This is a genomic window from Haloferax sp. Atlit-109R (genome assembly GCF_003665865.1).
Classification (GTDB): Archaea; Halobacteriota; Halobacteria; order Halobacteriales; family Haloferacaceae; genus Haloferax; species Haloferax volcanii.
Map to the genome: position 1 here is coordinate 168,865 of NZ_QPLO01000001.1, position 20,855 is coordinate 189,719.

26 protein-coding genes are annotated in these 20,855 nt (G+C 67.6%); 17 read left to right on the forward strand and 9 right to left on the reverse strand.

Translation table 11 applies throughout. The features are described from left to right. Positions 1 to 31 precede the first annotated feature (31 nt). Positions 32 to 916, reverse strand: a complete 885-nt coding sequence (locus tag DVK03_RS00825) for a YkgJ family cysteine cluster protein (RefSeq protein ID WP_115802005.1) — start codon at positions 914 to 916, stop codon at positions 32 to 34. A 117-nt stretch (positions 917 to 1,033) separates the two neighbouring features. On the opposite strand from DVK03_RS00825, the gene DVK03_RS00830 reads away from it, so the two are divergent. From DVK03_RS00830 to DVK03_RS00840, 3 genes are all read left to right on the forward strand, one after another. Further along, positions 1,034 to 1,237, forward strand: coding sequence for a hypothetical protein (locus tag DVK03_RS00830; protein ID WP_115802006.1), 204 nt, complete (start codon positions 1,034 to 1,036; stop codon positions 1,235 to 1,237). Positions 1,238 to 1,318: 81 nt separating this feature from the next. Continuing rightward, entirely contained in the window at positions 1,319 to 3,229 is a 1,911-nt protein-coding gene (locus tag DVK03_RS00835; protein WP_115802007.1) for a helicase C-terminal domain-containing protein, read from the forward strand. A 404-nt stretch (positions 3,230 to 3,633) separates the two neighbouring features. Continuing rightward, on the forward strand, positions 3,634 to 3,828 hold the full coding sequence (locus DVK03_RS00840; protein ID WP_115802707.1) for a UPF0175 family protein: 195 nt from the start codon (positions 3,634 to 3,636) through the stop codon (positions 3,826 to 3,828). A gap of 136 nt (positions 3,829 to 3,964) precedes the next feature. Here the strand turns inward: DVK03_RS00840 and DVK03_RS00845 are convergent, their stop codons facing one another. Both DVK03_RS00845 and DVK03_RS00850 read right to left on the reverse strand, forming a co-directional pair. Beyond that, positions 3,965 to 5,092: a 60S ribosomal export protein NMD3 gene (locus DVK03_RS00845; protein WP_006600825.1), complete on the reverse strand. Its 1,128-nt coding sequence runs from the start codon at positions 5,090 to 5,092 to the stop codon at positions 3,965 to 3,967. Between the two features lie 77 nt (positions 5,093 to 5,169). After that, positions 5,170 to 5,808 carry a phosphoribosyltransferase gene (locus DVK03_RS00850; RefSeq protein WP_115802008.1) on the reverse strand — a complete coding sequence of 213 codons (639 nt, stop codon included), beginning with the start codon at positions 5,806 to 5,808 and terminating at the stop codon, positions 5,170 to 5,172. A 124-nt stretch (positions 5,809 to 5,932) separates the two neighbouring features. Here DVK03_RS00850 and htpX point away from each other — a divergent pair, with 124 nt between their 5' ends. The 5 genes from htpX to DVK03_RS00875 all read left to right on the forward strand — a co-directional run bounded on the left by htpX (position 5,933) and on the right by DVK03_RS00875 (position 10,526). Then, complete coding sequence (htpX, locus tag DVK03_RS00855; protein ID WP_004065738.1) at positions 5,933 to 6,814, forward strand: zinc metalloprotease HtpX; 882 nt, start codon at positions 5,933 to 5,935, stop codon at positions 6,812 to 6,814. 6 nt (positions 6,815 to 6,820) lie between these two features. After that, positions 6,821 to 7,426 (forward strand): hypothetical protein, encoded by a 606-nt coding sequence (locus tag DVK03_RS00860; protein ID WP_006600823.1) that lies wholly within the window; start codon positions 6,821 to 6,823, stop codon positions 7,424 to 7,426. 258 nt (positions 7,427 to 7,684) lie between these two features. Continuing rightward, a complete protein-coding gene (gene radA / locus DVK03_RS00865; protein ID WP_008605306.1) occupies positions 7,685 to 8,716 on the forward strand; it encodes a DNA repair and recombination protein RadA in 1,032 nt (343 codons plus the stop codon). Between the two features lie 240 nt (positions 8,717 to 8,956). Further along, entirely contained in the window at positions 8,957 to 10,102 is a 1,146-nt protein-coding gene (locus DVK03_RS00870; RefSeq protein WP_006600821.1) for an NAD(P)/FAD-dependent oxidoreductase, read from the forward strand. A gap of 10 nt (positions 10,103 to 10,112) precedes the next feature. Then, complete coding sequence (locus DVK03_RS00875; RefSeq protein WP_115802009.1) at positions 10,113 to 10,526, forward strand: DUF1641 domain-containing protein; 414 nt, start codon at positions 10,113 to 10,115, stop codon at positions 10,524 to 10,526. A 56-nt stretch (positions 10,527 to 10,582) separates the two neighbouring features. Here DVK03_RS00875 and sufU read toward each other — a convergent pair whose 3' ends face one another. The 3 genes from sufU to sufS all read right to left on the reverse strand — a co-directional run bounded on the left by sufU (position 10,583) and on the right by sufS (position 13,056). After that, positions 10,583 to 11,011, reverse strand: a complete 429-nt coding sequence (sufU, locus tag DVK03_RS00880; RefSeq protein WP_004045199.1) for a Fe-S cluster assembly sulfur transfer protein SufU — start codon at positions 11,009 to 11,011, stop codon at positions 10,583 to 10,585. A gap of 72 nt (positions 11,012 to 11,083) precedes the next feature. After that, a complete protein-coding gene (locus tag DVK03_RS00885) occupies positions 11,084 to 11,671 on the reverse strand; it encodes a mechanosensitive ion channel domain-containing protein (protein WP_115802010.1) in 588 nt (195 codons plus the stop codon). A gap of 110 nt (positions 11,672 to 11,781) precedes the next feature. Further along, positions 11,782 to 13,056 (reverse strand): bifunctional cysteine desulfurase/selenocysteine lyase SufS, encoded by a 1,275-nt coding sequence (sufS, locus tag DVK03_RS00890; RefSeq protein ID WP_233521762.1) that lies wholly within the window; start codon positions 13,054 to 13,056, stop codon positions 11,782 to 11,784. A gap of 213 nt (positions 13,057 to 13,269) precedes the next feature. On the opposite strand from sufS, the gene DVK03_RS00895 reads away from it, so the two are divergent. Beyond that, the gene (locus DVK03_RS00895; RefSeq protein ID WP_115802012.1) at positions 13,270 to 14,403 is read left to right on the forward strand and encodes a PAS domain-containing sensor histidine kinase; all 1,134 of its coding nucleotides are present in this window, start codon (positions 13,270 to 13,272) and stop codon (positions 14,401 to 14,403) included. A 45-nt stretch (positions 14,404 to 14,448) separates the two neighbouring features. Here the strand turns inward: DVK03_RS00895 and DVK03_RS00900 are convergent, their stop codons facing one another. Together DVK03_RS00900 and DVK03_RS00905 are read right to left on the reverse strand one after the other, a co-directional pair. Next, positions 14,449 to 14,751, reverse strand: a complete 303-nt coding sequence (locus DVK03_RS00900; protein ID WP_004065714.1) for a DUF424 domain-containing protein — start codon at positions 14,749 to 14,751, stop codon at positions 14,449 to 14,451. Then, complete coding sequence (locus DVK03_RS00905) at positions 14,752 to 15,492, reverse strand: tetratricopeptide repeat protein (protein ID WP_004065712.1); 741 nt, start codon at positions 15,490 to 15,492, stop codon at positions 14,752 to 14,754. It abuts the gene before it with no gap. A gap of 91 nt (positions 15,493 to 15,583) precedes the next feature. Here DVK03_RS00905 and DVK03_RS00910 point away from each other — a divergent pair, with 91 nt between their 5' ends. The 8 genes from DVK03_RS00910 (at position 15,584) to ftsY (ending at position 20,167) form a co-directional block, all read left to right on the forward strand. After that, positions 15,584 to 16,201 (forward strand): histidine phosphatase family protein, encoded by a 618-nt coding sequence (locus DVK03_RS00910; RefSeq protein WP_115802013.1) that lies wholly within the window; start codon positions 15,584 to 15,586, stop codon positions 16,199 to 16,201. A gap of 26 nt (positions 16,202 to 16,227) precedes the next feature. Next, positions 16,228 to 16,782, forward strand: coding sequence for an RNA 2',3'-cyclic phosphodiesterase (gene thpR / locus DVK03_RS00915; protein ID WP_004065708.1), 555 nt, complete (start codon positions 16,228 to 16,230; stop codon positions 16,780 to 16,782). Positions 16,783 to 16,932: 150 nt separating this feature from the next. Further along, positions 16,933 to 17,085, forward strand: a complete 153-nt coding sequence (locus DVK03_RS00920) for a 50S ribosomal protein L39e (RefSeq protein WP_004045214.1) — start codon at positions 16,933 to 16,935, stop codon at positions 17,083 to 17,085. A gap of 3 nt (positions 17,086 to 17,088) precedes the next feature. Next, positions 17,089 to 17,367: a 50S ribosomal protein L31e gene (locus DVK03_RS00925; RefSeq protein ID WP_115802014.1), complete on the forward strand. Its 279-nt coding sequence runs from the start codon at positions 17,089 to 17,091 to the stop codon at positions 17,365 to 17,367. A gap of 3 nt (positions 17,368 to 17,370) precedes the next feature. Further along, positions 17,371 to 18,036 (forward strand): translation initiation factor IF-6, encoded by a 666-nt coding sequence (locus DVK03_RS00930; RefSeq protein ID WP_004045218.1) that lies wholly within the window; start codon positions 17,371 to 17,373, stop codon positions 18,034 to 18,036. Positions 18,037 to 18,117: 81 nt separating this feature from the next. Then, positions 18,118 to 18,294, forward strand: coding sequence for a 50S ribosomal protein L18Ae (rpl18a, locus tag DVK03_RS00935; protein WP_004045220.1), 177 nt, complete (start codon positions 18,118 to 18,120; stop codon positions 18,292 to 18,294). Beyond that, positions 18,294 to 18,764, forward strand: coding sequence for a prefoldin subunit alpha (pfdA, locus tag DVK03_RS00940; RefSeq protein WP_004045222.1), 471 nt, complete (start codon positions 18,294 to 18,296; stop codon positions 18,762 to 18,764). Before rpl18a ends, pfdA begins: the two co-directional genes overlap by 1 nt. Before the next feature lie 32 nt (positions 18,765 to 18,796). After that, entirely contained in the window at positions 18,797 to 20,167 is a 1,371-nt protein-coding gene (gene ftsY / locus DVK03_RS00945) for a signal recognition particle-docking protein FtsY (protein WP_115802015.1), read from the forward strand. A 42-nt stretch (positions 20,168 to 20,209) separates the two neighbouring features. On the opposite strand, the gene DVK03_RS00950 is transcribed toward ftsY, so the two are convergent. Further along, complete coding sequence (locus tag DVK03_RS00950; protein ID WP_115802016.1) at positions 20,210 to 20,827, reverse strand: LysE family translocator; 618 nt, start codon at positions 20,825 to 20,827, stop codon at positions 20,210 to 20,212. Positions 20,828 to 20,855 lie beyond the last annotated feature (28 nt).

The following is a 20,855-nucleotide window of genomic DNA, read 5'->3' on the forward strand; positions in this document are numbered from 1 at the left end:
GCCGTCTCCCCCGCCGCTCGCCGCCCGCGACTCAGCCGTCGTCGCGAACCGCGTCCCAGCCGGGGGTTTCGGGCGCGCCGCGAGCGACTTCGACCTCGTCGGGGTCGGGCGCGTCGCCGGCCGCGCTCCCGAGGCGACCGGCGACCGCGTCCCACGCGGCGACCGCTTCGCCCGCCCACGACTCGCTTTCGAGCGTCTTCGCACGCGCCCGCGAGGCGCGGTCGTCGTCGACCTCGGTCGAACCGGGGTGCGACCCGACCGCGACGCCGACGAACTCCGCGCGGTCTTCGGGCGTCAGTTCGCGGCGTTTGAGGTGGTCGATAGTCCCAGCCAACCGCTCGGGCTCCGGGTGGACGAACAGTTTCGCGCCGAGGGCGTAGGGGCCGAGGAGCAGGCCGTGAAGGTCGTCCGGGGCCGCGTCGTCGAGCAGGCGCTCGCCGCCGTGGTGTCGCTCGACGCGCTCGCACTCGGTCTCCTGTTCGAGGACGAGGTTGTGCCCGGGGTACTCGGCGCACTCGTCGGGATAGAAGTCGGTGTCGTGGATGCGGCACTGGAGGGTTTCGGGGTCGAGAAACGCGCAGGCGCGGAGCCACGTCCGTTCCAGTCCGAACGGCGCGACGGGCTTCGGCGGCTTGCGCATGCCGACGAAAAAGGCCGGCTTCCCGTCGACGGCCGCGAGTTCGACGCCGTCGATTTCGACGCCCTCGCCCGGCGGCGCTTCCCACAGCCGCGGGGAGAGAGCACTGCCGAACCCGGCCTCGACGAAGTCGCGAACCTCGTCGCGGGTCAGCGGGACGAGGTTGTAGGTGTCGTCGAGCGGCGCGCGCGGCCCGCGACGCTCGTGGTCGAGCGCGGCCGGCGCGACCGGTCGCCAGTCGATACAGCAGCCGGCACAGCCTTCGCAGTCGACGCGCATGGGACGAAAGTCATACGCCAACCGACAAGAACCTCTCGCCGGGTCGGCGGCGCCGGCCGATTACGTTTCCGCCGACGCGGCGGGGCGCTTTTGCCGCCTCGGCTCTTCGGTTCCCTCATGACCTCCGAACCGTGCGACGCCTGCGGGAAGGGCGTCCGCATCGCCGGCGGCATCGGCGACCTCTGGAACTTCTCCACCTCCTCGTCCGGCGGGATGACGCTGGAACTCGTCGACGGCTCCGAGCACTTCCTCTGTTTCGACTGCATGGAGCGACTCCCAGGCGACCGCGAACCGACGGCCGAGGACGTGGCGGCGCTTTAGGCTCCGATTTCTCGGCCTTGTCGATGCCGCGACCGCACCCCGGAGCGGTGGATTTAGGCCCGTCCGAGGACTCCATCGACCGTGGACCCGTCGCGCATCATCGACTCGTTTCCGGCCCCCAGTTTCCGCGGCGCGCAGGAACAGGCCCTGCGCGACATCCGCGACGCCTTCGCCGACGGCAACGACGTGGTCTTGGTCCGCGCGCCGACCGGAAGCGGCAAGTCGCTTCTCGCCCGCGCCATCGCGGGGTCGGCGGCGACCGTGGACGAGACTTCGCCCGCGCAGGCGACCGACGCCTACTACACGACCCCGCAGGTGTCGCAACTGGACGACGTGGCCGAAGACGACCTGCTTTCGGACCTCAAAATAATCCGCGGCAAGTCCAACTACAACTGCATCATCCGCGGCGAGGAAGACACGCCGGTCGACCGCGCCCCCTGCGCCCGCAAGCGCGGCTTCGACTGCTCGGTTCGGCACCGCTGTCCGTACTTCTCCGACCGCGCCATCGCCTCGAACCGCCAAATCGCGGCGATGACGCTCGCGTACTTCATGCAGACCGCCGGCTCCGACGTGTTCCGAAAGCGCGACGTGGTCGTCGTCGACGAGGCTCACGGACTGGCCGAGTGGGCCGAGATGTACGCGACTATCGACCTGAAACCCCGGACCGTCCCGGTGTGGGACGACATCGGCGTCCCCGACGTGGCGGCCGCGGGCGACCCCGTCGAGCGCGCCTCGCGCTTCGCGGAGACGCTCGTCGGCGTCTGCAAGCGCGAGAAAGACGAGCTGCTGACGAAGTCCGAACTGACGCCCGAGGAGGCCGCCCGCCGCGACCGCTTACAGGAGCTCATCGGCGAGCTGAACTGGTTCGTGGAGGACTACCGCGACCCCCAGAGCCCGACGACGTGGGTCGTCGACCAGCACGACGGCGAGGGGTCGCCCATCGCCATCAAGCCGCTCGACCCCGCGAAGTACCTCAAACACACCGTCTGGGACCGCGGAAACAAGTTCGCGCTCCTGTCTGCGACCATCCTCAACAAGGCGGCGTTCTGCCGCTCGGTCGGTCTCGACCCCTCGAAGGTCGCGCTCGTGGACGTCGAGCACACCTTCCCCGTCGAGAACCGGCCGCTGTACGACGTGACGCGGGGGAAGATGACCTACGAGCACCGCGACGAGACGCTGCCCAAAATCGCCCGCCTCGTCGTTCGCCTGATGGCGAAACATCCCGACGAGAAGGGGTTGATTCACTGCCACTCGTATGCGATTCAGGCGGAGCTTCGCCGCCGACTCGCCGAGATGGGCCTCGGCAACCGCGTCCGCGGCCACGACCGCGACGACCGAAACGCGGAACTGGAGACGTGGAAGGCGACCGACCGCCCGGAGGTGTTCCTCTCGGTGAAGATGGAGGAGGCGCTGGACCTGAACGGCGACCTCTGTCGCTGGCAGGTGCTCTGCAAAGCGCCCTACCTCAACACGAACGACTCCAGAGTCGCCCGTCGCCTCGAAGACGGCCAGTGGGCGTGGTACCGCCGCGCCGCCCTCCGAACCGTGATTCAGGCCTGCGGCCGGGTCGTGCGCGCGCCCGACGACTACGGCGACACTTACGTCGCCGACAGCAGTCTGCTGCAACTGTTCGACAAGACGCGGACCGACATGCCCGACTGGTTCGCGGCGCAGGTCGACCGGATGACGAACCCCGACCTCCCCGAGTTCGACCCCGTCGCGGCGGGGGGCCGCGGGAGCAACGCGGGCAACGCAACCGGCGGGACCGCGAATCTCGGCGGCTCGACGGGTCGGTCGCGAGGAGCGTCGGGTTCCGACTCCGACTCGCGGCGCGACTCGACTCGCGGTTCGAGGTCCGCTGGGAGTCGCGCGGGCGGCTCCGGCGGTACGTCGTCCGGCGGTTCCGACGGCCGCGAGACCGGCGGCTCGGACGGGAGCGCTGACGACAGCGGCCGGAGCAATCACCCGCTTTCCGACGTGTGGGGCGAGTGATTACAGAATGACACTGGCCGCGGAGAACAGCGTCGACCCGATCATGAGCGCGACGAGCGTCAACGCGAGGAACTGCTGTCTATCCATGGGTGTGGGTCGGTCGGCCGGTAATTAACGTTTCTGAACCGGTTCCCACGAGTGATAACCCCGCCCGACAGTCGGTGCCATCCTCACGATGTCATGCCATCACATCTCGTTTGTCCGGCAAAAATCGCCATAGTGTCCAGGAGAGCCGCCGCCTCCGCCACGTTTCCTCAATGATTGTTAATGCGTTTAACCGTTTAGAGAGTGTAGATGGGGAATAGCGCAACGTTTGTAAAGCTATATTTCCACTAACTTTGTCTTTGATACGCTTTCTCACGAAATAGTTAACACCAATGCCCCTGAATGGTGGAGTATCGGTCATGCACACCAACGCACTCGCCACGGCGATGACACTGTATCGTAGTGGGGCACTCACACTCTCGCAGGCGGCCGCTCGCTCCGGCTACTCCGAAGACGACCTGCTCCTCGCCCTCCAGCGCCACGGTGTGCCCGCGCACGAAGACGACGCTCCGGCCGCGTCCCTCTCGGCTGACCGGCCGGCCAGCGCCGACTGATTCTGCTTCGTCGTTCGATTATCGCCCGTCTCTTAGCGACCGCTCTCTGGGCGCTCTCGCTGGCTCGGACCGCGAGTCGTACAAATCGAAAACGACGATTTCGTCGTGTTCTGCCTCTCTCCTCGCCGCTTCTCGCTTACTCCTCGTCGTCGTCGACGACTTCCTCGGGGAGGATGTGCAGCCCCGACGGGCTCTTGAGGACCGGCACCATCGACGCGTCGGGGTCGAAGTAGTCCGGCCGCGGGATGGTCTTCGCCTCGTACGTCTCGGGGTCGAGCACCTGTACGGCGTGTTCGTCCTCGACGGTGACGACGGTGGTCTCCGCCGCGTCCTCGACGGAGCCGAGGTCTTCGGCCTCGGGTCGTTCGCCCTCCTCGAACTCCGATTCGTAGAGGTCGCCGGAAGTGAGCCGCGTTCCTTTGAGTCGGCCGCGGTTGCTCCGCACGAGGACCGGCCCGTCGCCGTCCTCGGGGTCGATGACGTCGCCGGCGGTGTACCGCGGCAGGCGGGCGACGAACGTGACGCGGTAGACCTCGTTGCCGTCGCCGTCCTCCGTGACGAGCGTCGGGTGCTCCTCGATGGTGCCGCCGAAGCGCTCGCGAATCTGCTTCGCGACGCCGCTTCCCATCTGGTTGGTCGATATCTTGATGTTCGGGCCGTCGGGCGTCCGATTCACCTCCGTGATGAAGGCGTTGCGGTCGCCTTTGTCCTCGCGTTCCGCGATGTAGGACTCGGCGATTTCGATGGCCGTCTCGGCCTCCTCGGTCGTCGGCGTCCGGTCGTCGGCGCGGACCTGAACGAGGCTGGCGAAGTAGCCGCCGGCGATGCGGCCGCAGCGCTGGCACGTCTCGCGGGCGATGCTCACCGGGACGACGATGGACTCCTCCAGCGGCGTGCCGCGGACGACGCCCGAGAAGTGGCAGTGCATCCGGATGTTGTTCTCGTCGACCTGCTCGGGCTCGACGCCCCAGCGGACCTCCTCGGCGTTGAGGTGGACGCCCAGGGAGTTCGATACCTCCTCGATGGCGATGTCGGTGTAGTCGCGCGCGCCGACGTCGACCCATCGGTTGCCCCGGTGAATCGCGCCGCACTGCGCGCAGACGCGGACCTGCACCTCGTCGGGCGCGTCCACGAGGTCGAAGTCCTCGAAGTAACACGAGTCGCAGAGCACGTCGTCGCGCTCGCGCGGCATCCCGGGGAGCGGTTCCGGTCGCTCCGGAACCGGGTCGCCGCACCGAGGGCAGAAGTCGCGGGATTCGCTCATTGACGGCTCTAGTCCGTTCGACCGCTTAAGTTCGGCGTCACGGCGCGCCGGTGAACCTCGGCCGTCAGCAACTCGCCTCAGTGCTCGCCCGCCCCGTCGCGGAGGTACGTCGCGGCCTCCTCGTCGGACACCTGCGCGAAGTCGCGGTAGAACGCGCCGACGGCCCCGAACGTCTCCGGCGACTCGACCGCGACGACCGCGTCACACTCGGCTTCGAGTTCCGAGAGCGTGTGCGGCGGGCCGACCGGGACCGCGAGAACGACGCGCTCTGCGCCGCCGGCGGCGACCTGACGGAGACACGCCCGGGCGGTCGCACCCGTGGCGACGCCGTCGTCGACGACGACCACGCGCTTTTCGGCCACGTCGGGAAGCGGGTCGCCGCCGCGGTACAGCGACACCTTCTCTCTGGCCGCCTCGGCCTCGCGCTCGCGCTCGCGGTCGAGGTAGTCCTCGCCCACGTCGAGGTACGAAAGCAGGTCCTCGTTCCACCACGCGCTCCCGTCGCCGGCGACCGCCCCCACGGCGAGTTCGGGGTTGTCCGGCGCGCCGACCTTGGAGGCGACCACCACGTCGAGCGGCGCTCTGAGGCGGTCTGCGACCTCCCTACCGACGGGGAGACCGCCCCGCGGGATGGCCAACACGAGGTCCGCCGTCTCATCTCGCTCGTCGAGCAGGTCCGCCAGCCGGCGGCCCGCGTCTTCCCTATCGGCGAACATGTCACCCGGAGCTACGCGCTCCGGCGGCAAAACGGTATATCCCGATTCTTCACGACTGGGGCGGTCGCGTGCGAGGGCTTCGCACTCCAACAGCGTTTATTAGCCGGATTACTAATCACGTGGTATGAACTGGAAACCGGACTGGGGACTTCGCGGGCGGATGGCGCTCACGATGTTCCTCCTGTTCGCCCTCTACATCGTCTTTGCAGGCCTGTTGGCATGGTACTTCGACGGCCTGTTCATCATGGCGGGGGTCATGGGCGTCTTCCTCTTCGCGCAGTTCTTCTTCAGCGACAAAATCGCGCTGTACAGCATGGGCGCGAGCGTCGTCGACGAGGACGACGGCCCGCAGGCGCGGAAGCTCCACGCGATGGTCGGCCGGCTCTCTCAGCAGGCGGACCTCCCGAAACCGAAGGTCGCCATCGCCGACACGCGCGTCCCGAACGCCTTCGCCACGGGGCGCTCCCAGAAGAGTTCGGCCGTCTGCGTCACGACCGGCCTGATGGAGACCCTCGACGACGACGAGTTGGAGGGCGTCATCGCCCACGAGCTCGCGCACGTGAAGAACCGCGACGTGATGGTCATGACCATCGCGTCGTTCCTCTCCAGTATCGCCTTCCTCATCGTCCGCTGGGGCTGGCTCTTCGGCGGCGACGACAACCGCCAGAACGCGCCGGTCATCGTCGCCATCATCGCGTCGCTCGTCGTCTGGATTATCTCGTACCTCCTGATTCGGGCGCTCTCGCGCTACCGCGAGTACGCCGCCGACCGCGGAGCCGCCGTCATCACCGGCCGCCCCTCGGCGCTGGCGTCCGCGCTCCTCAAGATTTCGGGCCGGATGGACAACGTCCCGAAGCGCGACATGCGCGACACCTCGGAGATGAACGCGTTCTTCATCATCCCCATCAAGTCCGACTTCATCGGTCGCCTGTTCAGCACCCACCCCTCCACCGAGAACCGCGTCGAGCGCCTCCGCGACCTGGAGCGCGAGATGGAGACCGCCTGAGTTCCGATGGGGCTGTTCGATTCATTCCGCGCCATGCTCGGCATCAGCGCCGAGTCCGACGCGACCACGAAAGCGGACCCCGAGGACCTCTTCGGGATGAGCACGGCGTACCTCACGATGGAGGCCGACCTCCGGTTCGACTCGGCCGACGAGGCGGCCCTGTGTTTCTCCTCGGTCGATAGCACCGACTTCGCGGACACCGTCGACGCCGTCGAAGACATCCTCACCGCCGGAAGCGAGGAGACCGGGACCGAGTTCAGCCGCCACACCGACGGCCACGGCTACAACTGGGTCGTCCTCGCCGACGACGATCCCGAGGACCTCGTGACGAGCGTCCACTTCGCCGCCGACGAGTTCATCGAGCGCGGCTACGGCTCGCGCCTGCTCGCCGCCCTGTTCGGCTTCGAGCGCGACGGCGACCGCGCCTACTGGATTTACTCGTTCCGCCGCGGCGCGTACTATCCCTTCGCCCCGCAGGGCACCTCCTCGCGGAACCAGAGTCTGGAGTTCAAACTCGAATCCGTCCTCGACGGCGAACTCGAAATCGAGGGCGACGAGAGCTACTGGTACCCGCTGTGGCCGTCGACGCCGAACGGCCATCCGTGGGACTAACCGCGCTCGCCCGTCGCGCCTGACGCTCTCGTCGTCAGCCCCCGCCCCCTTTCCTTTCTGTTCGATTCTACTTCCGCGCCAGCCCGCGCTCTCAGCCGAGTTCGGAGCCGACCCAGTCTCTCCCGTCCGCCCCCGTCCTCGCGATATCGCCCTTGAATCTCCGCACCGGCCCGATTGCCGACCCCACCACGTCTCCCGTTTTCACTTTCACCCTGCTGTTAACGAGGGTTTATGAGGGTATAGGCGGAACGACTGGGTATGGCAGAAGACGACCTCGAAAGTCTCCCCGGCGTCGGCCCGGCGACGGCCGACAAACTCGTCGAGAGCGGTTACGACAGCTACCAGTCCATCGCGGTCGCCAGCCCCGGCGAACTGTCGAACAAGGCAGACATCGGCTCCAGCACGGCCTCCGACATCATCAACGCGGCCCGCGACGCGGCCGACGTGGGCGGCTTCGAGACCGGTTCGATGGTCCTCGAACGACGCCAGCAGATCGGCAAGCTGAGCTGGCAAATCGACGAAGTGGACGAACTCCTCGGCGGCGGTCTCGAAACGCAGTCCATCACCGAGGTGTACGGCGAGTTCGGTGCCGGGAAGTCCCAGATAACCCACCAGCTCGCGGTCAACGTCCAGCTTCCGCCCGAACAGGGCGGCCTCGGCGGCGGCTGTATCTTCATCGACTCCGAGGACACGTTCCGCCCCGAGCGTATCGACGACATGGTCCGCGGGCTCGAAGACGAGGCGCTCGAAGCGACGCTCGAAGACCGCGAGATGGAGGGCTCCATCGACGACGAGGAGACGATGCAGGCGCTCGTCGACGACTTCCTCGACAAGATTCACGTCGCCAAGGCGTTCAACTCCAACCACCAGATTCTCCTCGCCGAGAAGGCCAAGGAGCTCGCCGGCGAGCACGAGGACACCGAGTGGCCGGTCCGCCTCCTCTGTGTCGACTCGCTCACCGCTCACTTCCGCGCCGAGTACGTCGGCCGCGGCGAACTCGCAGAGCGCCAGCAGAAGCTCAACAAGCACCTCCACGACCTGATGCGCATCGGCGACCTGTTCAACACGGGCATCCTCGTGACGAATCAGGTCGCGTCGAACCCCGACTCCTACTTCGGCGACCCGACCCAGCCCATCGGTGGCAACATCCTCGGCCACACCTCGACGTTCCGCATCTACCTCCGCAAGTCCAAGGGCGACAAGCGTATCGTCCGCCTCGTGGACGCGCCGAACCTCGCCGACGGCGAGGCCATCATGCGCGTACAGGACGCCGGTCTCAAGCCCGAGTAAGCCGTCGCTCGGTCGGCCGCTCAATCACTCGCTCGGCCGGCCGACTTCACACGACTCCGCGGTCCCCGTTCCCCCACACTCTCCGTCTCACTCCACTCCATTCCACCCCTCCCCACCCCACCACATTCTCCCCTTCGTCTCGTCCCCCGAGCGACCGCCCCGTCTCGCGGTTCTCACAATGTTGGAAACAGATTGCAATACTATCCCGTCGGCGGCCCATCGTCTAGGTAGGTGAACTCCATGACGCACCGAATCGTAGTCGTTGGCGGTGGCACGGGTGGGACGGTCGTTTCGAACCGTCTCGCCGAGGAACTCGAATCGGAGATAGACGACGGCGACGTGGAGGTAACGCTGGTCTCCGACGATACGAAACACGTCTACAAGCCGGTGTTCTTGTACGTCCCGTTCGGAGTCGCGGAGCCGGACGACGGCGTCCGCGACCTGCGGGACCTCGTCGACGAGCGGGTGGACATCGTCACCAACCGCGTCCGCCGGGTCGACACCGACGAAAAGCGCCTCTACTGTCAGGACGGCGACGAGGAACTCGACTACGACACGCTCGTCCTCGCGACCGGCGCGAAGCTCGACCCCGACGCGGTTCCCGGCTTCCGGGAGGGCGCACACCACTTCTACAACGCCGATGGGGCCGAACGGCTCCGCGACGCGCTCGCGGAGTTCGAGGGCGGTCGCCTCGTGTTGAGCGTCGTCGGGACGCCCCACATGTGCCCGGCCGCGCCGCTCGAATTCACGTTCATCGTGGACGACTGGCTCCGGAGCCGCGGGCTGCGCGAGGACACGGACCTCGTCTACACCTACCCGATGGAGCGGAGCCACGGGAAGCCCGAGGTCGCGGAGTGGGCCGACCCGATTCTGGCCGAACGGGGCGTCCGCGTCGAGACCGACTTCGTCGTCGACGCCGTCGACCCGGACGAACGGGTCGTCTCGGCGGAAAGCGGCGCGGAGGTGGACTACGACCTGTTGGTCGGCATCCCGCCGCACCGCGGTGACGAACTCATCACCGACTCCGGCCTCGGTGACGCCGGCTGGGTCGACGTGGACCAGCGGACCCTCCGTGCGACCGCCGCCGAGGACGTGTACGCCATCGGTGACACGGCGGCGCTGCCCATCCCGAAAGCCGGGAGCGCGGCGCACTTCCAGGCCTTTGCGGTCGCGGAGCGCATCGCCGCGGAGGTCCGGGGTCGCACGCCGACGAAGCGCTACGACGGCAAGACCGTCTGCTTCGTCGAGACCGGCCTCGACGAGGCGTCGTTCGTCTCGTTCGACTACGAGACGCCCGCGACGATGCGCCAGCCGTCGAAGCCCGTCCACTGGGCGAAACACGCGTACAACGAATCGTACTGGCTGACCGCCAGGGGGATGCTCTGAGGTGAGACCAATGCAGGACCACGAACCAACCACGACGACAGAACAGCAGGTGCCCGACGAACTCGTACGGGCCATCGAGAACAACCCCGAGGAGGTCGCGCTCCTCGTCGAGCGGATGGGTCTCGTCAACGACCTCATCGACGTGCTCGAACTCGGCGTCGGCGCACTCGACGACGAGATGGTGCGGTCGCTCGCGCGAACCGGCACCTCGCTCGCGGAAGTCGCAGACGACGCTTCCGACCCCGACACCGTCGCCGGGATGAAGCGCCTGCTCCGCGCCGTCGGCGACGCGGAGGAGGCGGAGGCGACGCCCGTGGGCGCGGTCGGCCTCCTGCGGGCCACTCGCGACCCCGAGGTCAAGGCGGGGCTCGGCTACCTCGTCGCGCTGGCGGCGGCGCTCGGCGCGGGGACGGACGAAGAATAACTCGAATCGCGTTCGGTTCGCCGTGCCGCTGCCGGCCGAAGTCGGCCGAAGCCGGCTCAGTCGTCGCCGTCTTCGGTCTTCGTTTTCTCGATTTCTATCTCGCCGTCGTGAATCTTCGCGCCGTCCTGTGCGACCTGTCGCGCGAGGACGGCGCACTTGATTCGCATCGGCGAGATGTCGACGCCGAGCATCTCGGTGATGTCGTCGGTGTCCATCGCTTCCAGCTCCGAGAGCGTCGTGCCCGGCAGTCGCTGGGTGAGCATGCTCGCGGACGCCTGACTGATGGCGCAGCCATCGCCGGAGAACGCGACGCGCTCTATGGTCTCGCCGTCGTCGGCGAGCTGCACGTCCATCGTAATCGTATCGCCGCAGGAGGGGTTCTCCCCGGTGTGGGTGAACGTCGGCGACTCCAGCCGACCGTGGTTCCGGGGGTTCTTGTAGTGGTCCATTATCTGCTGACGATACATGTCTGAGCCAATGCCCATTGGTGTTCGTCGGGGGTACGCCCGAGCGCCGTAAAAGGATTCCGGGGCCGGCGATTCGGCCGAATTCGTCGCTTACGTCGCGTCGGCCGTTGACGCGTCTTCGGCCGCCGGCGCGTCGTACTTCGTCCACTTCTTTTCGACGTCGCGGTTGGCCACGACGACGGTGTCGCCCTCGTCGCTCTCGAAGCGCGTCTTTCGGAGTTCGATGGAGCTGACCGTCCCCGTCACCGGGTCCGATTTCACGCGGTCGCCGGGGTTGAAATCGGGGTCCCGAAGTAGGTAGACGCCCGCCACCGTGTCGGCTATCATGTTCGACAGCGCGTAGGAGACGCCCAGCGCGACGAAGCCGGTCGCGGTGCCGAGGCTCGCGGCGACCTCGGTCATGCCGACGATGTTCAACAGCGCGAGCGCCGCGCCGAACCACAGGAACACGCCCGCGACGGCGACGCCGAGTTCGACCACGAGGTCCTGTTCTTCGGGGTACAGCCCGTCGAGCACGCCCCGGACGACGAACAGTATCGCCCTGATGCCGACGTAGGCGAGCGCGAGGAAGACGACCGCCGTGAGCACCTTCGGCGCGGCGTCCTGCACCGCCGTCCCGAACTCCGCGACGGTCTCCCGGAGCGTCTCGACGAGGAAGCCGGTCAGCGATTGAAGCATACGCTCCGACGACGTGTCAGCGGGACAAAGGTATTTGGGGGCGGCCGGGCGGGAAAAAGGGGAACGCGGCCGTACTCAGGCGAACTGTTGGTTCGCGGAACGGTTCGCTCTCAGGCGAACAGTTCGCGGGCCGTATCGATAGCGTCGACCAGCGCGTCGACTTCCTCTCGCGTGTTGTAGATGTAGAACGACGCCCGCGTCGAGGCCGCTGCGCCGAGTTTGTCGTGGAGCGGCTGGGTACAGTGGTCGCCGGCGCGGATGGCGACGCCCTGTTCGTTGAGGATGCTGGAGAGGTCGTGGGCGTGGACGCTGTCGAGGTTGAACGCGACGAGGCCGCCGCGGTCGTCGCCCGGCGGGCCGTAGATTTCGATGTCGTCGAACTCGGTGAGGCGGTCGTAGGCGTACTCCGCGAGCAGTTCCTCGTGGGCCTGGACGTTCTCCATGCCGATGTCGTCGAGGTAGTCCACGGCCGCGGCGAAGCCGACGCCCTGCGCGATGGGCGGCGTGCCGGCCTCGAACTTCCACGGGAGGTCCTCCCACGTGGAGTCCTCGTAGGTGACGCTCCGAATCATCTCGCCGCCGTAGAGGTACGGCCCCATCTCGTCGAGGATGTCGCGCTTGCCGTAGAGCGCGCCGATGCCGGTCGGGCCGCACATCTTGTGGCCCGAGAAGGCGAAGAAGTCGGCGTCGATGGCCTCCACGTCGACGGGGCGGGTCGGGACCGACTGCGCGCCGTCGACGAAGATGTACGACCCGACTTCGTGGGCCATGTCCGCGAGTTCGGAGACCGGGTTGACGGTTCCGAGGGTGTTCGAGACGTGGACGACCGAGACCATCTTCGTGGAGTCGTCGATGAGCTCCTTCGCGTGCTCTATGTCGAGGCGGCCGTCGTCGTCGACGCGGATGTAGCGCACCTCAGCGCCGGTCTTCTTGGCGATTTGCTGCCACGTGACCAGCGAGGCGTGGTGTTCCATCTCGGTCATGACGACCGAGTCGCCCGGCCCGAGTTCGTCGAGGCCCCACGCGTAGGCGACGAGGTTCATCGACTCGGTGGTGTTCTTCGTGAAGACGACCTCCTCGCGGCCGCCGGACGCGCCGATGAACTCCGCGACGCGGTCGTGGGCGTCCTCGTAGGCGACCGAGGCCTCCTGGCTCAGATGGTGGATGCCGCGGTGGACGTTCGAGTTGTAGCCGTGGTAGTAGTCGACGATGGCGTCGACGACCTGTTCCGGCGTGTGGCTCGTCGCGGCGTTGTCGAGGTAGACCAGCGGCGTGGTGTCGTCGTCGTGTTCACCCGGCGTCGAGATGTCGCCGCCGACCTTCCGCTGGAGGATGGGGAAATCCGCGCGGATGGCGTCGACGTCGACGGGGTACGACTCCTGCACTCTCATTGGTGTGAGTTACCCCCGTAGGCACAACACGTCTTCGGTCCGCACGCGGCGCTGCAACCGATTTCGGTTTCGTCAGCCGGCAACTGTGGCCGGTGACGGTGACGCGACGGCGACGCAACGGCGACGAGGACAGCGACCGCGGCGCGGCGGGGACGTGTCGGCTCCCCACCCGAACGAATCAAGTAGCTCACGTTCGTTTGTGTAACAATGTCGCACGTCACCTCGTCCTCGCTCGCGTTTTCGAGCCTCGACGCGCTTCCGACGCAACTCGCGATTCTGGACGAGGACGGCGTCATCGTCTACACCAACCGCGCGTGGCAGGAGTTCGGCAACGAACACGGCTATCAGGGCGACAGTAGCTCCGTCGGCATGAACTACCTCGGCGTCTGCGACCTCAGCGCCGACGCCGACGCGACGACGGCCAGCGAGGGCATCCGCGCCGTCATCGACGACGACAGAGACGAGTTTTCCTTCGAATACCCCTGCGAGACGCCCGAAGAGCGCCTCTGGTTCACCATGCGGGCGACTCGATTCACCGACGACGGCGAGACGTACGTTCAAATCGCACACCTCGACATCACCGACCGGAAGCGCGCGGAACTGGAGGCCGAAGAGAAGGCCGAGCGCCTCCGGAACCTCGCGCGGATGCTCTCGCACGACCTCAGAAACCCGCTTTCGGTCGCCGTGGGCTACGTCGAATCGCTCCTCGACGACGTGGTCGCCGCCGACGGACTCGAACAGGTCGCCGGCGCGCTCGACCGGATGGACGACATCATCACCGACGCGCTGGTGTTGGCCCGCCACGACGCGGTCGAGGAGCTCTCGACCGTCGACCTCGAAACGCGCGCGATGACCGCGTGGGAGCACGTCGACACCGGCTCGGCCGACCTCGTCGTCGCCGACACCGTCGAGTTCCGCGCGGACCCGAGTCTGTTGGGACACGTGTTCGAGAACCTGTTTCGGAACGCCGTGGAACACGGTTCCACGGGCAGTCGGGATACTCCCGACGACGCTGTCGAACACGGTTCCACGGGCAACCAGACTGCGTCTGGTGACGCCGTCGAGCACGGCGCGAGCGACGACCTGACCGTGACGGTCGGCGTGCTCTATGGCGACGCGGACGAGACGGGGTTCTACGTCGAGGACGACGGCGTCGGCATCCCCGCGGAGGAGCGCGACGAGGTGTTCGAGGCCGGCTACACCACGGGTGAAGAAGGGACGGGACTCGGCCTGTCAATCGTCGCGCAGGCCGTTCACACGCACGACTGGGATATCGACGTCACCGAGGCCGAAAACGGCGGCGCTCGTTTCGAGATAACGGGCGTCGAGCGCCCGGCGTAACGTACCGGCGCGGAAGCGCGGAGCACACCGATTTTCGACGGCGGCTCAGCGGAGCCAGAGCAGTTGCGCGTGGAGCGTGCCGTCGACTTCGAGGACGGTTTCCTCGTCTACGAGGCCGGCGTCGATGGCGACCGAGACGGACTCCTCGCCGACGATGTTGGCGACGGTCGCGCGGGTGAGGCTGTCCACGACGGCGTCTTCGTCGGCGGTCTCGGCCTCGTCGCCGCCGTAGAAGTCCTCCGTCACGTCCAGCGAGACGCCGTCGTCGGTGTAGGTCTCGCCGATGCAGTCGGGGTCGCAGACCGAGACGAGGAGCCCCTCGGGGGTCTCCCGCTCGCGGAGGAGCATCTAGTACTCCTCGACGAGTTCCGCTTCGGCCTGCTCGCGGAGGTCGTCGGCCTGCTGCTGGGCCTGTTCTGCTTCCTCGTCGCGCCCGAGTTCTTCGAGCGCGCGCGCCTTCTCCTCGTGGACGCCGGGGGTGCGCATCCCGAGGCGGATGGCGTTGTCGAAGGCGTTGACGGCGTCCTCGTTGAGGCCGCGCTCGTGGAGGAAGAAGCCGCGGTTGTACCACGCCTGCGGGAACCGCGGGTCGAGTTCGACGGCGCGCTCCGCGTGGTCGAGCGCGTCGGCCGTCTGGCCGGCCTCCCAGAGCGCGTACGCGAGGTTGGTGTGGGCCGTCGCGGCGTGTTCGCTGTCGTCGTCGAGTTTGAGCGCCTCCCGGTAGGAGCCGATGGCCTCGTCCCACTCTTCGAGTTGGCCGTGGGCCGCGCCCTTGTTCACCCACGCTTCCTGGGCGATGTCCTCGTCGTCGCCGGCGAACCGAGCGACGCGCTCGAACGCCTCGGTGGCCTCCTCGAAGCGGTTAATCTGCATGTACGAGAGCGCCACGTCGAGCAGTTTCTCGACGTCGACGTCCTCGGGGTCGATGTTCCGCTGGTCGAGGATGTCGGTCAGGACGCGCGAGTCGACCGGGTCGACCTTCGTCGGGTCCACCGAGAGTTCGGGCGGGTCGAGCGAGAAGTCGGAGTAGTCCTCGTCGAACCCCTGCCCTTCCGAGAAGCGGTGGGGTCGCTTGCCGTCGTCGGTCATATAGCCGCGCTTGGGCGTCACGGCGGTTAAACGCTGCGTCAGCGGGACGACACCGACCGCTTTTTAGCCTCCCGCGGGCGAGCGTCTCCGAATGTCCGCGCCCCCGACGACGGTCGTGTCGTTCGTCCGGCACGCCCACGTCCCGTCCGTCTCCGACGCCGAGCGCACCCCCGGCCTCTCGCGTCACGGCCGCCGCGACGCCGCGCGCGTCACCGCCCGCCTCGCGGACCTCGCGGACGTGGTCGCCACCAGCCCCGCCGAGCGCGCCCGCGCGACCGTCGAGGGCGTCGCCGACGCGGCGGACGCCCCGCTCATCGTCGACGACGACCTCAGAGAACGCGAACTCGCTGACTCACCCATCGAAGACTTCGACGAGGCCGTCGAACATCTCTGGGCGAACCCGAACGCGTCGCACCCCGGCGGCGAGTCCCACGCCGAGGCGCAGGCCCGCGGCGTCGCCGCCGTGGACCGCCTCGTCGAGGCGTACCCCGACCGCCACGTCGTCGTCGGCACCCACGCCACGCTCATGGCGCTCGTGTTCAACGCCTACGACCCGCGCTACGGCCGCGAGTTCTGGACGGGGCTGACGACGCCCGACGTGTACGAGGTGACGTTCGTGGACGGCGAGGCGTTCAGCATCGCCCGGACGTGGACGCCCGAGGAGGCCGCCCGCGAGGGCGACGCCGACCGCGACCCGGCGGAACGTTAACGTCCGGTTCGGGTCAACCACCTGCCATGCGTTGCTTTCTCGCCGTCGACCTCCCCGACTCGCTCGCGGCGGGCGTCGCCGCGGTACAAGACCGGCTCTCGGACGCGGACGGGCTTCGGTTCACCGACCCCGAGAGTGCGCACGTCACCCTGAAGTTCCTCGGCGAGGTGTCGCCGGACCGCGTCGGAGCGGTGGAAGATGCGGTCGAATCAGCCGTCGACGCCGCGGGCGTCGGCCCCTTCGACGCCTCGGTCGACGGGCTGGGCGTCTTTCCCTCGCTCGACTACATCCGGGTCGTCTGGCTCGGCGTCGACGACGGCGGGGCCGAGTTGACGCGGCTCCACGAGGCCATCGAGCGCGAGACGACGGCACTCGGCTTCGACCCCGAAGACCACGAGTTCACGCCGCACGTCACGCTCGCCCGCATGGACGACGCCCGCGGGAAGGACCTCGTGCGGCGCGTCGTCGGGGGTGAGTCACCGACGGTCGGGTCGTTTCGCGTGCGCGAGGTACGCCTGAAGAAGAGCGACCTCGGCCCCGACGGCCCCGAGTACGAGACGGTGGCGCGGGTCTCGCTGTGAGGCGCGTCAGTCGTCGGTCGGTCGGCCGCCCGCGACGCCGACCCCCGCGGAGAGCCGCGTTTCAGCCGATTCGGGCGTGCGGACGCCCCTCACACGCCCGAAACTCGAAGGAACAAGATTTTATGCGGAGGATGGAAAGTACAGCCCACTATGGGTAAGAAGTCGAAGTCCAAGAAGAAGCGTCTGGCGAAGCTCGAACGCCAGAACAGTCGCGTCCCCGCGTGGGTCATGCTCAAGACGGACATGGAAGTCACGCGAAACCCCAAGCGTCGCAACTGGCGGCGGAGCAACACGGACGAGTAAGCAATGAGCGCAAACGACTTCGAGGAGCGCGTCGTCACCGTCCCGCTCCGAGACGTGCAGGCGGTTCCGGCACACGAACGCGCGGGCCGCTCGATGACGCTCATCCGCGAGCACCTCGCGAAGCACTTCAAGGTCGACACCGAGAACGTGCGTCTCGACACGCAGATCAACGAGGACATCTGGGCGCACGGTCGGCAGAGCCCGCCGAGCAAGTTCCGCGTCCGCGCCGCGCGTTTCGACGAGGACGGCGAGTCGGTCGTCGAAGCGGAACCGGCCGAGTAAACGGTGCTTCGCGCCTCCTTCGCCGGTTCGTCCTACATCGGCGTCTTCGCTCGCGCGACCGACGACGCGCTGTTGGTCCGCCCGGACGCCGACGACTCGCTCGCCGAGCAGATGGCCGAGGAACTCGACGTGCCGCTGGTCAAGACGACCGTCGGCGGGTCGGGAACGGTCGGTGCGTTAGCGACGGGTAACGAGAACGGTCTTCTCGTGTCGAGCCGCGCCACGTCCCGCGAGAAGGAGGCCCTCACCGACGCCGTGGACCTCCCGGTCTACGAGCTTCCCGGTCGCATCAACGCCGCCGGCAACGTCGTGCTTGCGAACGACTACGGCGCGTACGTCCACGCGGAGCTCTCCGACGAGGCCGTCGCGGCCGTCGAGGAGGCGCTGGAGGTCCCCGTCGAACGCGGCGACCTCGCCGACGTTCGAACCGTCGGGACGGCGGCCGTCGCCAACAACCGCGGCGTCCTCTGTCACCCGAAGTCGCGCGAACCCGAACTCGAAGCGCTCGAAGCGCTGCTCGACGTTCGCGCCGACATCGGCACCATCAACTATGGCGGACCGCTCGTCGGCTCCGGCCTCGTCGCCAACGACGAGAGCTACGTCGTCGGCGAGGACACGACCGGCCCGGAGCTGGGTCGCATCGAAGACGCCCTCGATTACATCGACTGAGGGCCTCGCGTCCCCCCGTTTCTCGCTTCAGTTTCGCTCCGAGTAGGAAGACCTTTCCCGCTCGCCACCCGACCGACGTGCATGAGCCAGTTCATTATCACGGGCAGCTTCACGAGCCGTGGCGTCGTCCACGAGTTCACGAAGACTGTCGAAGCGCCGAACGAGAACGTCGCACAGGAACGCGCCTTTTCGCTCATCGGGAGCGAGCACGGAATCAAGCGCACGAAGGTCGAGCTCAACGAGGTGACCGCGGCATGATGGGCGGCGGTCAGCAGCAACTCCAGCAGCTCTCCCAGGAGCTTCAGGCGCTCGACGAGGAAATCGAATCGCTCGAAGCCGAAGTCTCCGACCTGAACGACGAGAAAGACGAGATCGACGAGGCGGTCGAGGCCATCGAGACGCTCGAAACGGGCTCGACGGTGCAGGTGCCCCTCGGCGGCGACGCGTATCTCCGCGCCGAAGTCCAGGACATCGACGAGGTCGTCGTCTCCCTCGGCGCGAACTACGCCGCCGAGCAGGAACAGAGCACGGCCATCGAGACCCTGCGACGCAAGCAGGACGCGCTCGACGAGGAAATCGCGAGCGTTCGCGGCCAGATCGAGGAGCTCGAAGAGGAGAGCGACGAGATCGAAGAGCAGGCGATGCAGGCCCAACAGCAGATGCAGCAACAGCAGATGCAGCAGATGCAGCAGATGCAGGGCGAGGGCGACGACGGCGACGACGAGTAAGGTAACCCCTACCCCCACCTCCTACTATTCAGATGTTCGACGGACTGAAGAAGAAACTCAACCGCTTCCGTAACGACGTTGAAGAGACCGCCGAAGAGAAGGCCGAGGCGGCCGCCGACGAGGCCGAATCCGACGCCGACGCGGAAGCGGAATCAGCACCAGCAGACGCGGACAACGCGGCGGTCGAACCCGAGGCGTCCGAACCCGCTGCTGCCGACCCGGACGCCGACGCCGTCGGCGACGCGGACGCCGGGTCCGAAGCCGACGCGGTCGACGCGGCCGACGCTCCCGCGGACGCCGAGTCGGCGTCTGCGGCGGTCGAAGCCGATGCCGATGCCGAATCCGAATCCGCGGCGACCCCGGAGCCGGATTCCGAGGTCGACGCCGGCGCGGACACGGACGACGAGCCGAGCGGCGAGCCGACGGCCGACGAGGTCGAACCGCGCGAGTCGCTCGCCTCCGACGCCGCGAAGGCGGCGCTGACCGAGGAAGACGAAGACGATTCGTCCGGTCCGGGGCGGCTCCGCCGCGCCGCCGCGTTCGCCACGGGGAAGGTCGTCATCGAGGAGGAAGACCTCGAAGATCCCCTCTGGGAGCTCGAGATGGCGCTCCTCCAGAGCGACGTCGAGATGCAGGTCGCAGAGGAGATTCTCGAGACCATCCGCGAGAAGCTCATCGGAGAGACGCGAAAGCAGGTCGAGAGCACCGGCCAGCTCGTCTCCGAGGCGCTCCACGACGCGCTGTACGAGGTCATCAGCGTCGGGCAGTTCGACTTCGACCAGCGCATCGCCGAGGCCGACAAACCGGTCACGCTCATCTTCACCGGCATCAACGGCGTCGGGAAGACGACGACCATCGCCAAACTCGCGAAGTACTTCGAGAAGCAGGGCTACTCGACGGTGCTCGCCAACGGCGACACCTACCGCGCCGGCGCGAACGAGCAGATTCGCGAGCACGCTGAGGCGCTCGACAAGAAGCTCATCGCTCACGAGCAGGGCGGCGACCCGGCGGCGGTCATCTACGACGGCGTCGAGTACGCCGAGGCCCACGACATCGACATCGTCCTCGGCGACACGGCCGGTCGGCTCCACACCTCGAACGACCTGATGGCGCAGTTGGAGAAGATAGACCGCGTCGTCGGCCCGGACCTCACCCTCTTCGTGGACGAGGCCGTCGCCGGCCAGGACGCGGTCGAACGCGCCCGGCAGTTCAACGACGCGGCCGCCATCGACGGCGCGATTCTGACGAAGGCCGACGCCGACTCCAACGGCGGCGCGGCCATCTCCATCGCGTACGTGACGGGCAAGCCCATCTTGTTCCTCGGCGTGGGGCAGGGCTACGACCACATCGAGAAGTTCGACCCCGAGCAGATGGTCGAGCGCCTGCTCGGTGAAGACGAGTAATCGGACTCGGTCCGTCGTCCGTTTCTTTCGGTCGCCTCACGCTCACTCCAGTGCGAGCACGACTCCGAGCAGTAGCATCGTCCCCGCGCCGACGTAGTTCAGCGCGCTGGCGACCCGGGTCTCCGCGAGCCGCGAGCCGAGTCGGTCCGCGCCGAGGGCGACGCCCGAGAGGTACAGCGCCGTGAGGGCGGCGTAGGTCGCGCCCAGACCCGCCATCCTGACGCCGGCTCCCGCGCCCTGCCCGGCGAACCCGGGGAGGAACGCGAGGAAGAACAGCGCGACCTTCGGGTTGAGCGCGTTGACGAGGACGCCCCGACGAAAGCTCGCCCCGCTTTCGGTCTCGACCGAGGGGTCGAACTCGTCGTTTCGGAGGGCGGTGACGCCGAGATAGCCCAGATACGCCGCGCCGACGTACTTGACCGCCGCGGCGGCCTCGGGGACGGTTCGAAAGAGCGCCGCCGCGCCGAGCGCCGCGAGAAGCGTGTGAAAGAGGACGCCCGTGGCGATGCCGAACGCCGACCGGACGCCCGGCCCGCGACCGTCGAGGCCGCGGGCGAGGACGTACATCGTGTCGGGACCGGGCGCGAGGATGAGCGCGACCGCCGCGCCGCAGAACGCGAGGTAGGTCGCGGCGTCGAGTCCGAACGCGAGCGTCGTCATCGCTCGGGGCTACGATTCGCCGCGGGAA

What these genes read in the sequence shown, in the direction of transcription:
- thpR (WP_004065708.1), top strand. Translation starts at nt 16,228, where the DNA reads ATGCGTTGCTTTCTCGCCGTCGACCTCCCCGACTCGCTCGCGGCGGGC.
- radA (WP_008605306.1), top strand. Translation starts at nt 7,685, where the DNA reads ATGGCAGAAGACGACCTCGAAAGTCTCCCCGGCGTCGGCCCGGCGACG.
- ftsY (WP_115802015.1), top strand. Translation starts at nt 18,797, where the DNA reads ATGTTCGACGGACTGAAGAAGAAACTCAACCGCTTCCGTAACGACGTT.
- DVK03_RS00860 (WP_006600823.1), top strand. Translation starts at nt 6,821, where the DNA reads ATGGGGCTGTTCGATTCATTCCGCGCCATGCTCGGCATCAGCGCCGAG.
- DVK03_RS00840 (WP_115802707.1), top strand. Translation starts at nt 3,634, where the DNA reads ATGCACACCAACGCACTCGCCACGGCGATGACACTGTATCGTAGTGGG.
- DVK03_RS00825 (WP_115802005.1), bottom strand. Translation starts at nt 916, where the DNA reads ATGCGCGTCGACTGCGAAGGCTGTGCCGGCTGCTGTATCGACTGGCGA.
- DVK03_RS00900 (WP_004065714.1), bottom strand. Translation starts at nt 14,751, where the DNA reads ATGCTCCTCCGCGAGCGGGAGACCCCCGAGGGGCTCCTCGTCTCGGTC.
- DVK03_RS00870 (WP_006600821.1), top strand. Translation starts at nt 8,957, where the DNA reads ATGACGCACCGAATCGTAGTCGTTGGCGGTGGCACGGGTGGGACGGTC.
- htpX (WP_004065738.1), top strand. Translation starts at nt 5,933, where the DNA reads ATGAACTGGAAACCGGACTGGGGACTTCGCGGGCGGATGGCGCTCACG.
- DVK03_RS00920 (WP_004045214.1), top strand. Translation starts at nt 16,933, where the DNA reads ATGGGTAAGAAGTCGAAGTCCAAGAAGAAGCGTCTGGCGAAGCTCGAA.
- pfdA (WP_004045222.1), top strand. Translation starts at nt 18,294, where the DNA reads ATGGGCGGCGGTCAGCAGCAACTCCAGCAGCTCTCCCAGGAGCTTCAG.
- DVK03_RS00925 (WP_115802014.1), top strand. Translation starts at nt 17,089, where the DNA reads ATGAGCGCAAACGACTTCGAGGAGCGCGTCGTCACCGTCCCGCTCCGA.
- DVK03_RS00910 (WP_115802013.1), top strand. Translation starts at nt 15,584, where the DNA reads ATGTCCGCGCCCCCGACGACGGTCGTGTCGTTCGTCCGGCACGCCCAC.
- DVK03_RS00885 (WP_115802010.1), bottom strand. Translation starts at nt 11,671, where the DNA reads ATGCTTCAATCGCTGACCGGCTTCCTCGTCGAGACGCTCCGGGAGACC.
- DVK03_RS00850 (WP_115802008.1), bottom strand. Translation starts at nt 5,808, where the DNA reads ATGTTCGCCGATAGGGAAGACGCGGGCCGCCGGCTGGCGGACCTGCTC.
- DVK03_RS00895 (WP_115802012.1), top strand. Translation starts at nt 13,270, where the DNA reads ATGTCGCACGTCACCTCGTCCTCGCTCGCGTTTTCGAGCCTCGACGCG.
- rpl18a (WP_004045220.1), top strand. Translation starts at nt 18,118, where the DNA reads ATGAGCCAGTTCATTATCACGGGCAGCTTCACGAGCCGTGGCGTCGTC.
- DVK03_RS00845 (WP_006600825.1), bottom strand. Translation starts at nt 5,092, where the DNA reads ATGAGCGAATCCCGCGACTTCTGCCCTCGGTGCGGCGACCCGGTTCCG.
- sufU (WP_004045199.1), bottom strand. Translation starts at nt 11,011, where the DNA reads ATGGGCATTGGCTCAGACATGTATCGTCAGCAGATAATGGACCACTAC.
- DVK03_RS00950 (WP_115802016.1), bottom strand. Translation starts at nt 20,827, where the DNA reads ATGACGACGCTCGCGTTCGGACTCGACGCCGCGACCTACCTCGCGTTC.
- DVK03_RS00875 (WP_115802009.1), top strand. Translation starts at nt 10,113, where the DNA reads ATGCAGGACCACGAACCAACCACGACGACAGAACAGCAGGTGCCCGAC.
- DVK03_RS00905 (WP_004065712.1), bottom strand. Translation starts at nt 15,492, where the DNA reads ATGACCGACGACGGCAAGCGACCCCACCGCTTCTCGGAAGGGCAGGGG.
- DVK03_RS00830 (WP_115802006.1), top strand. Translation starts at nt 1,034, where the DNA reads ATGACCTCCGAACCGTGCGACGCCTGCGGGAAGGGCGTCCGCATCGCC.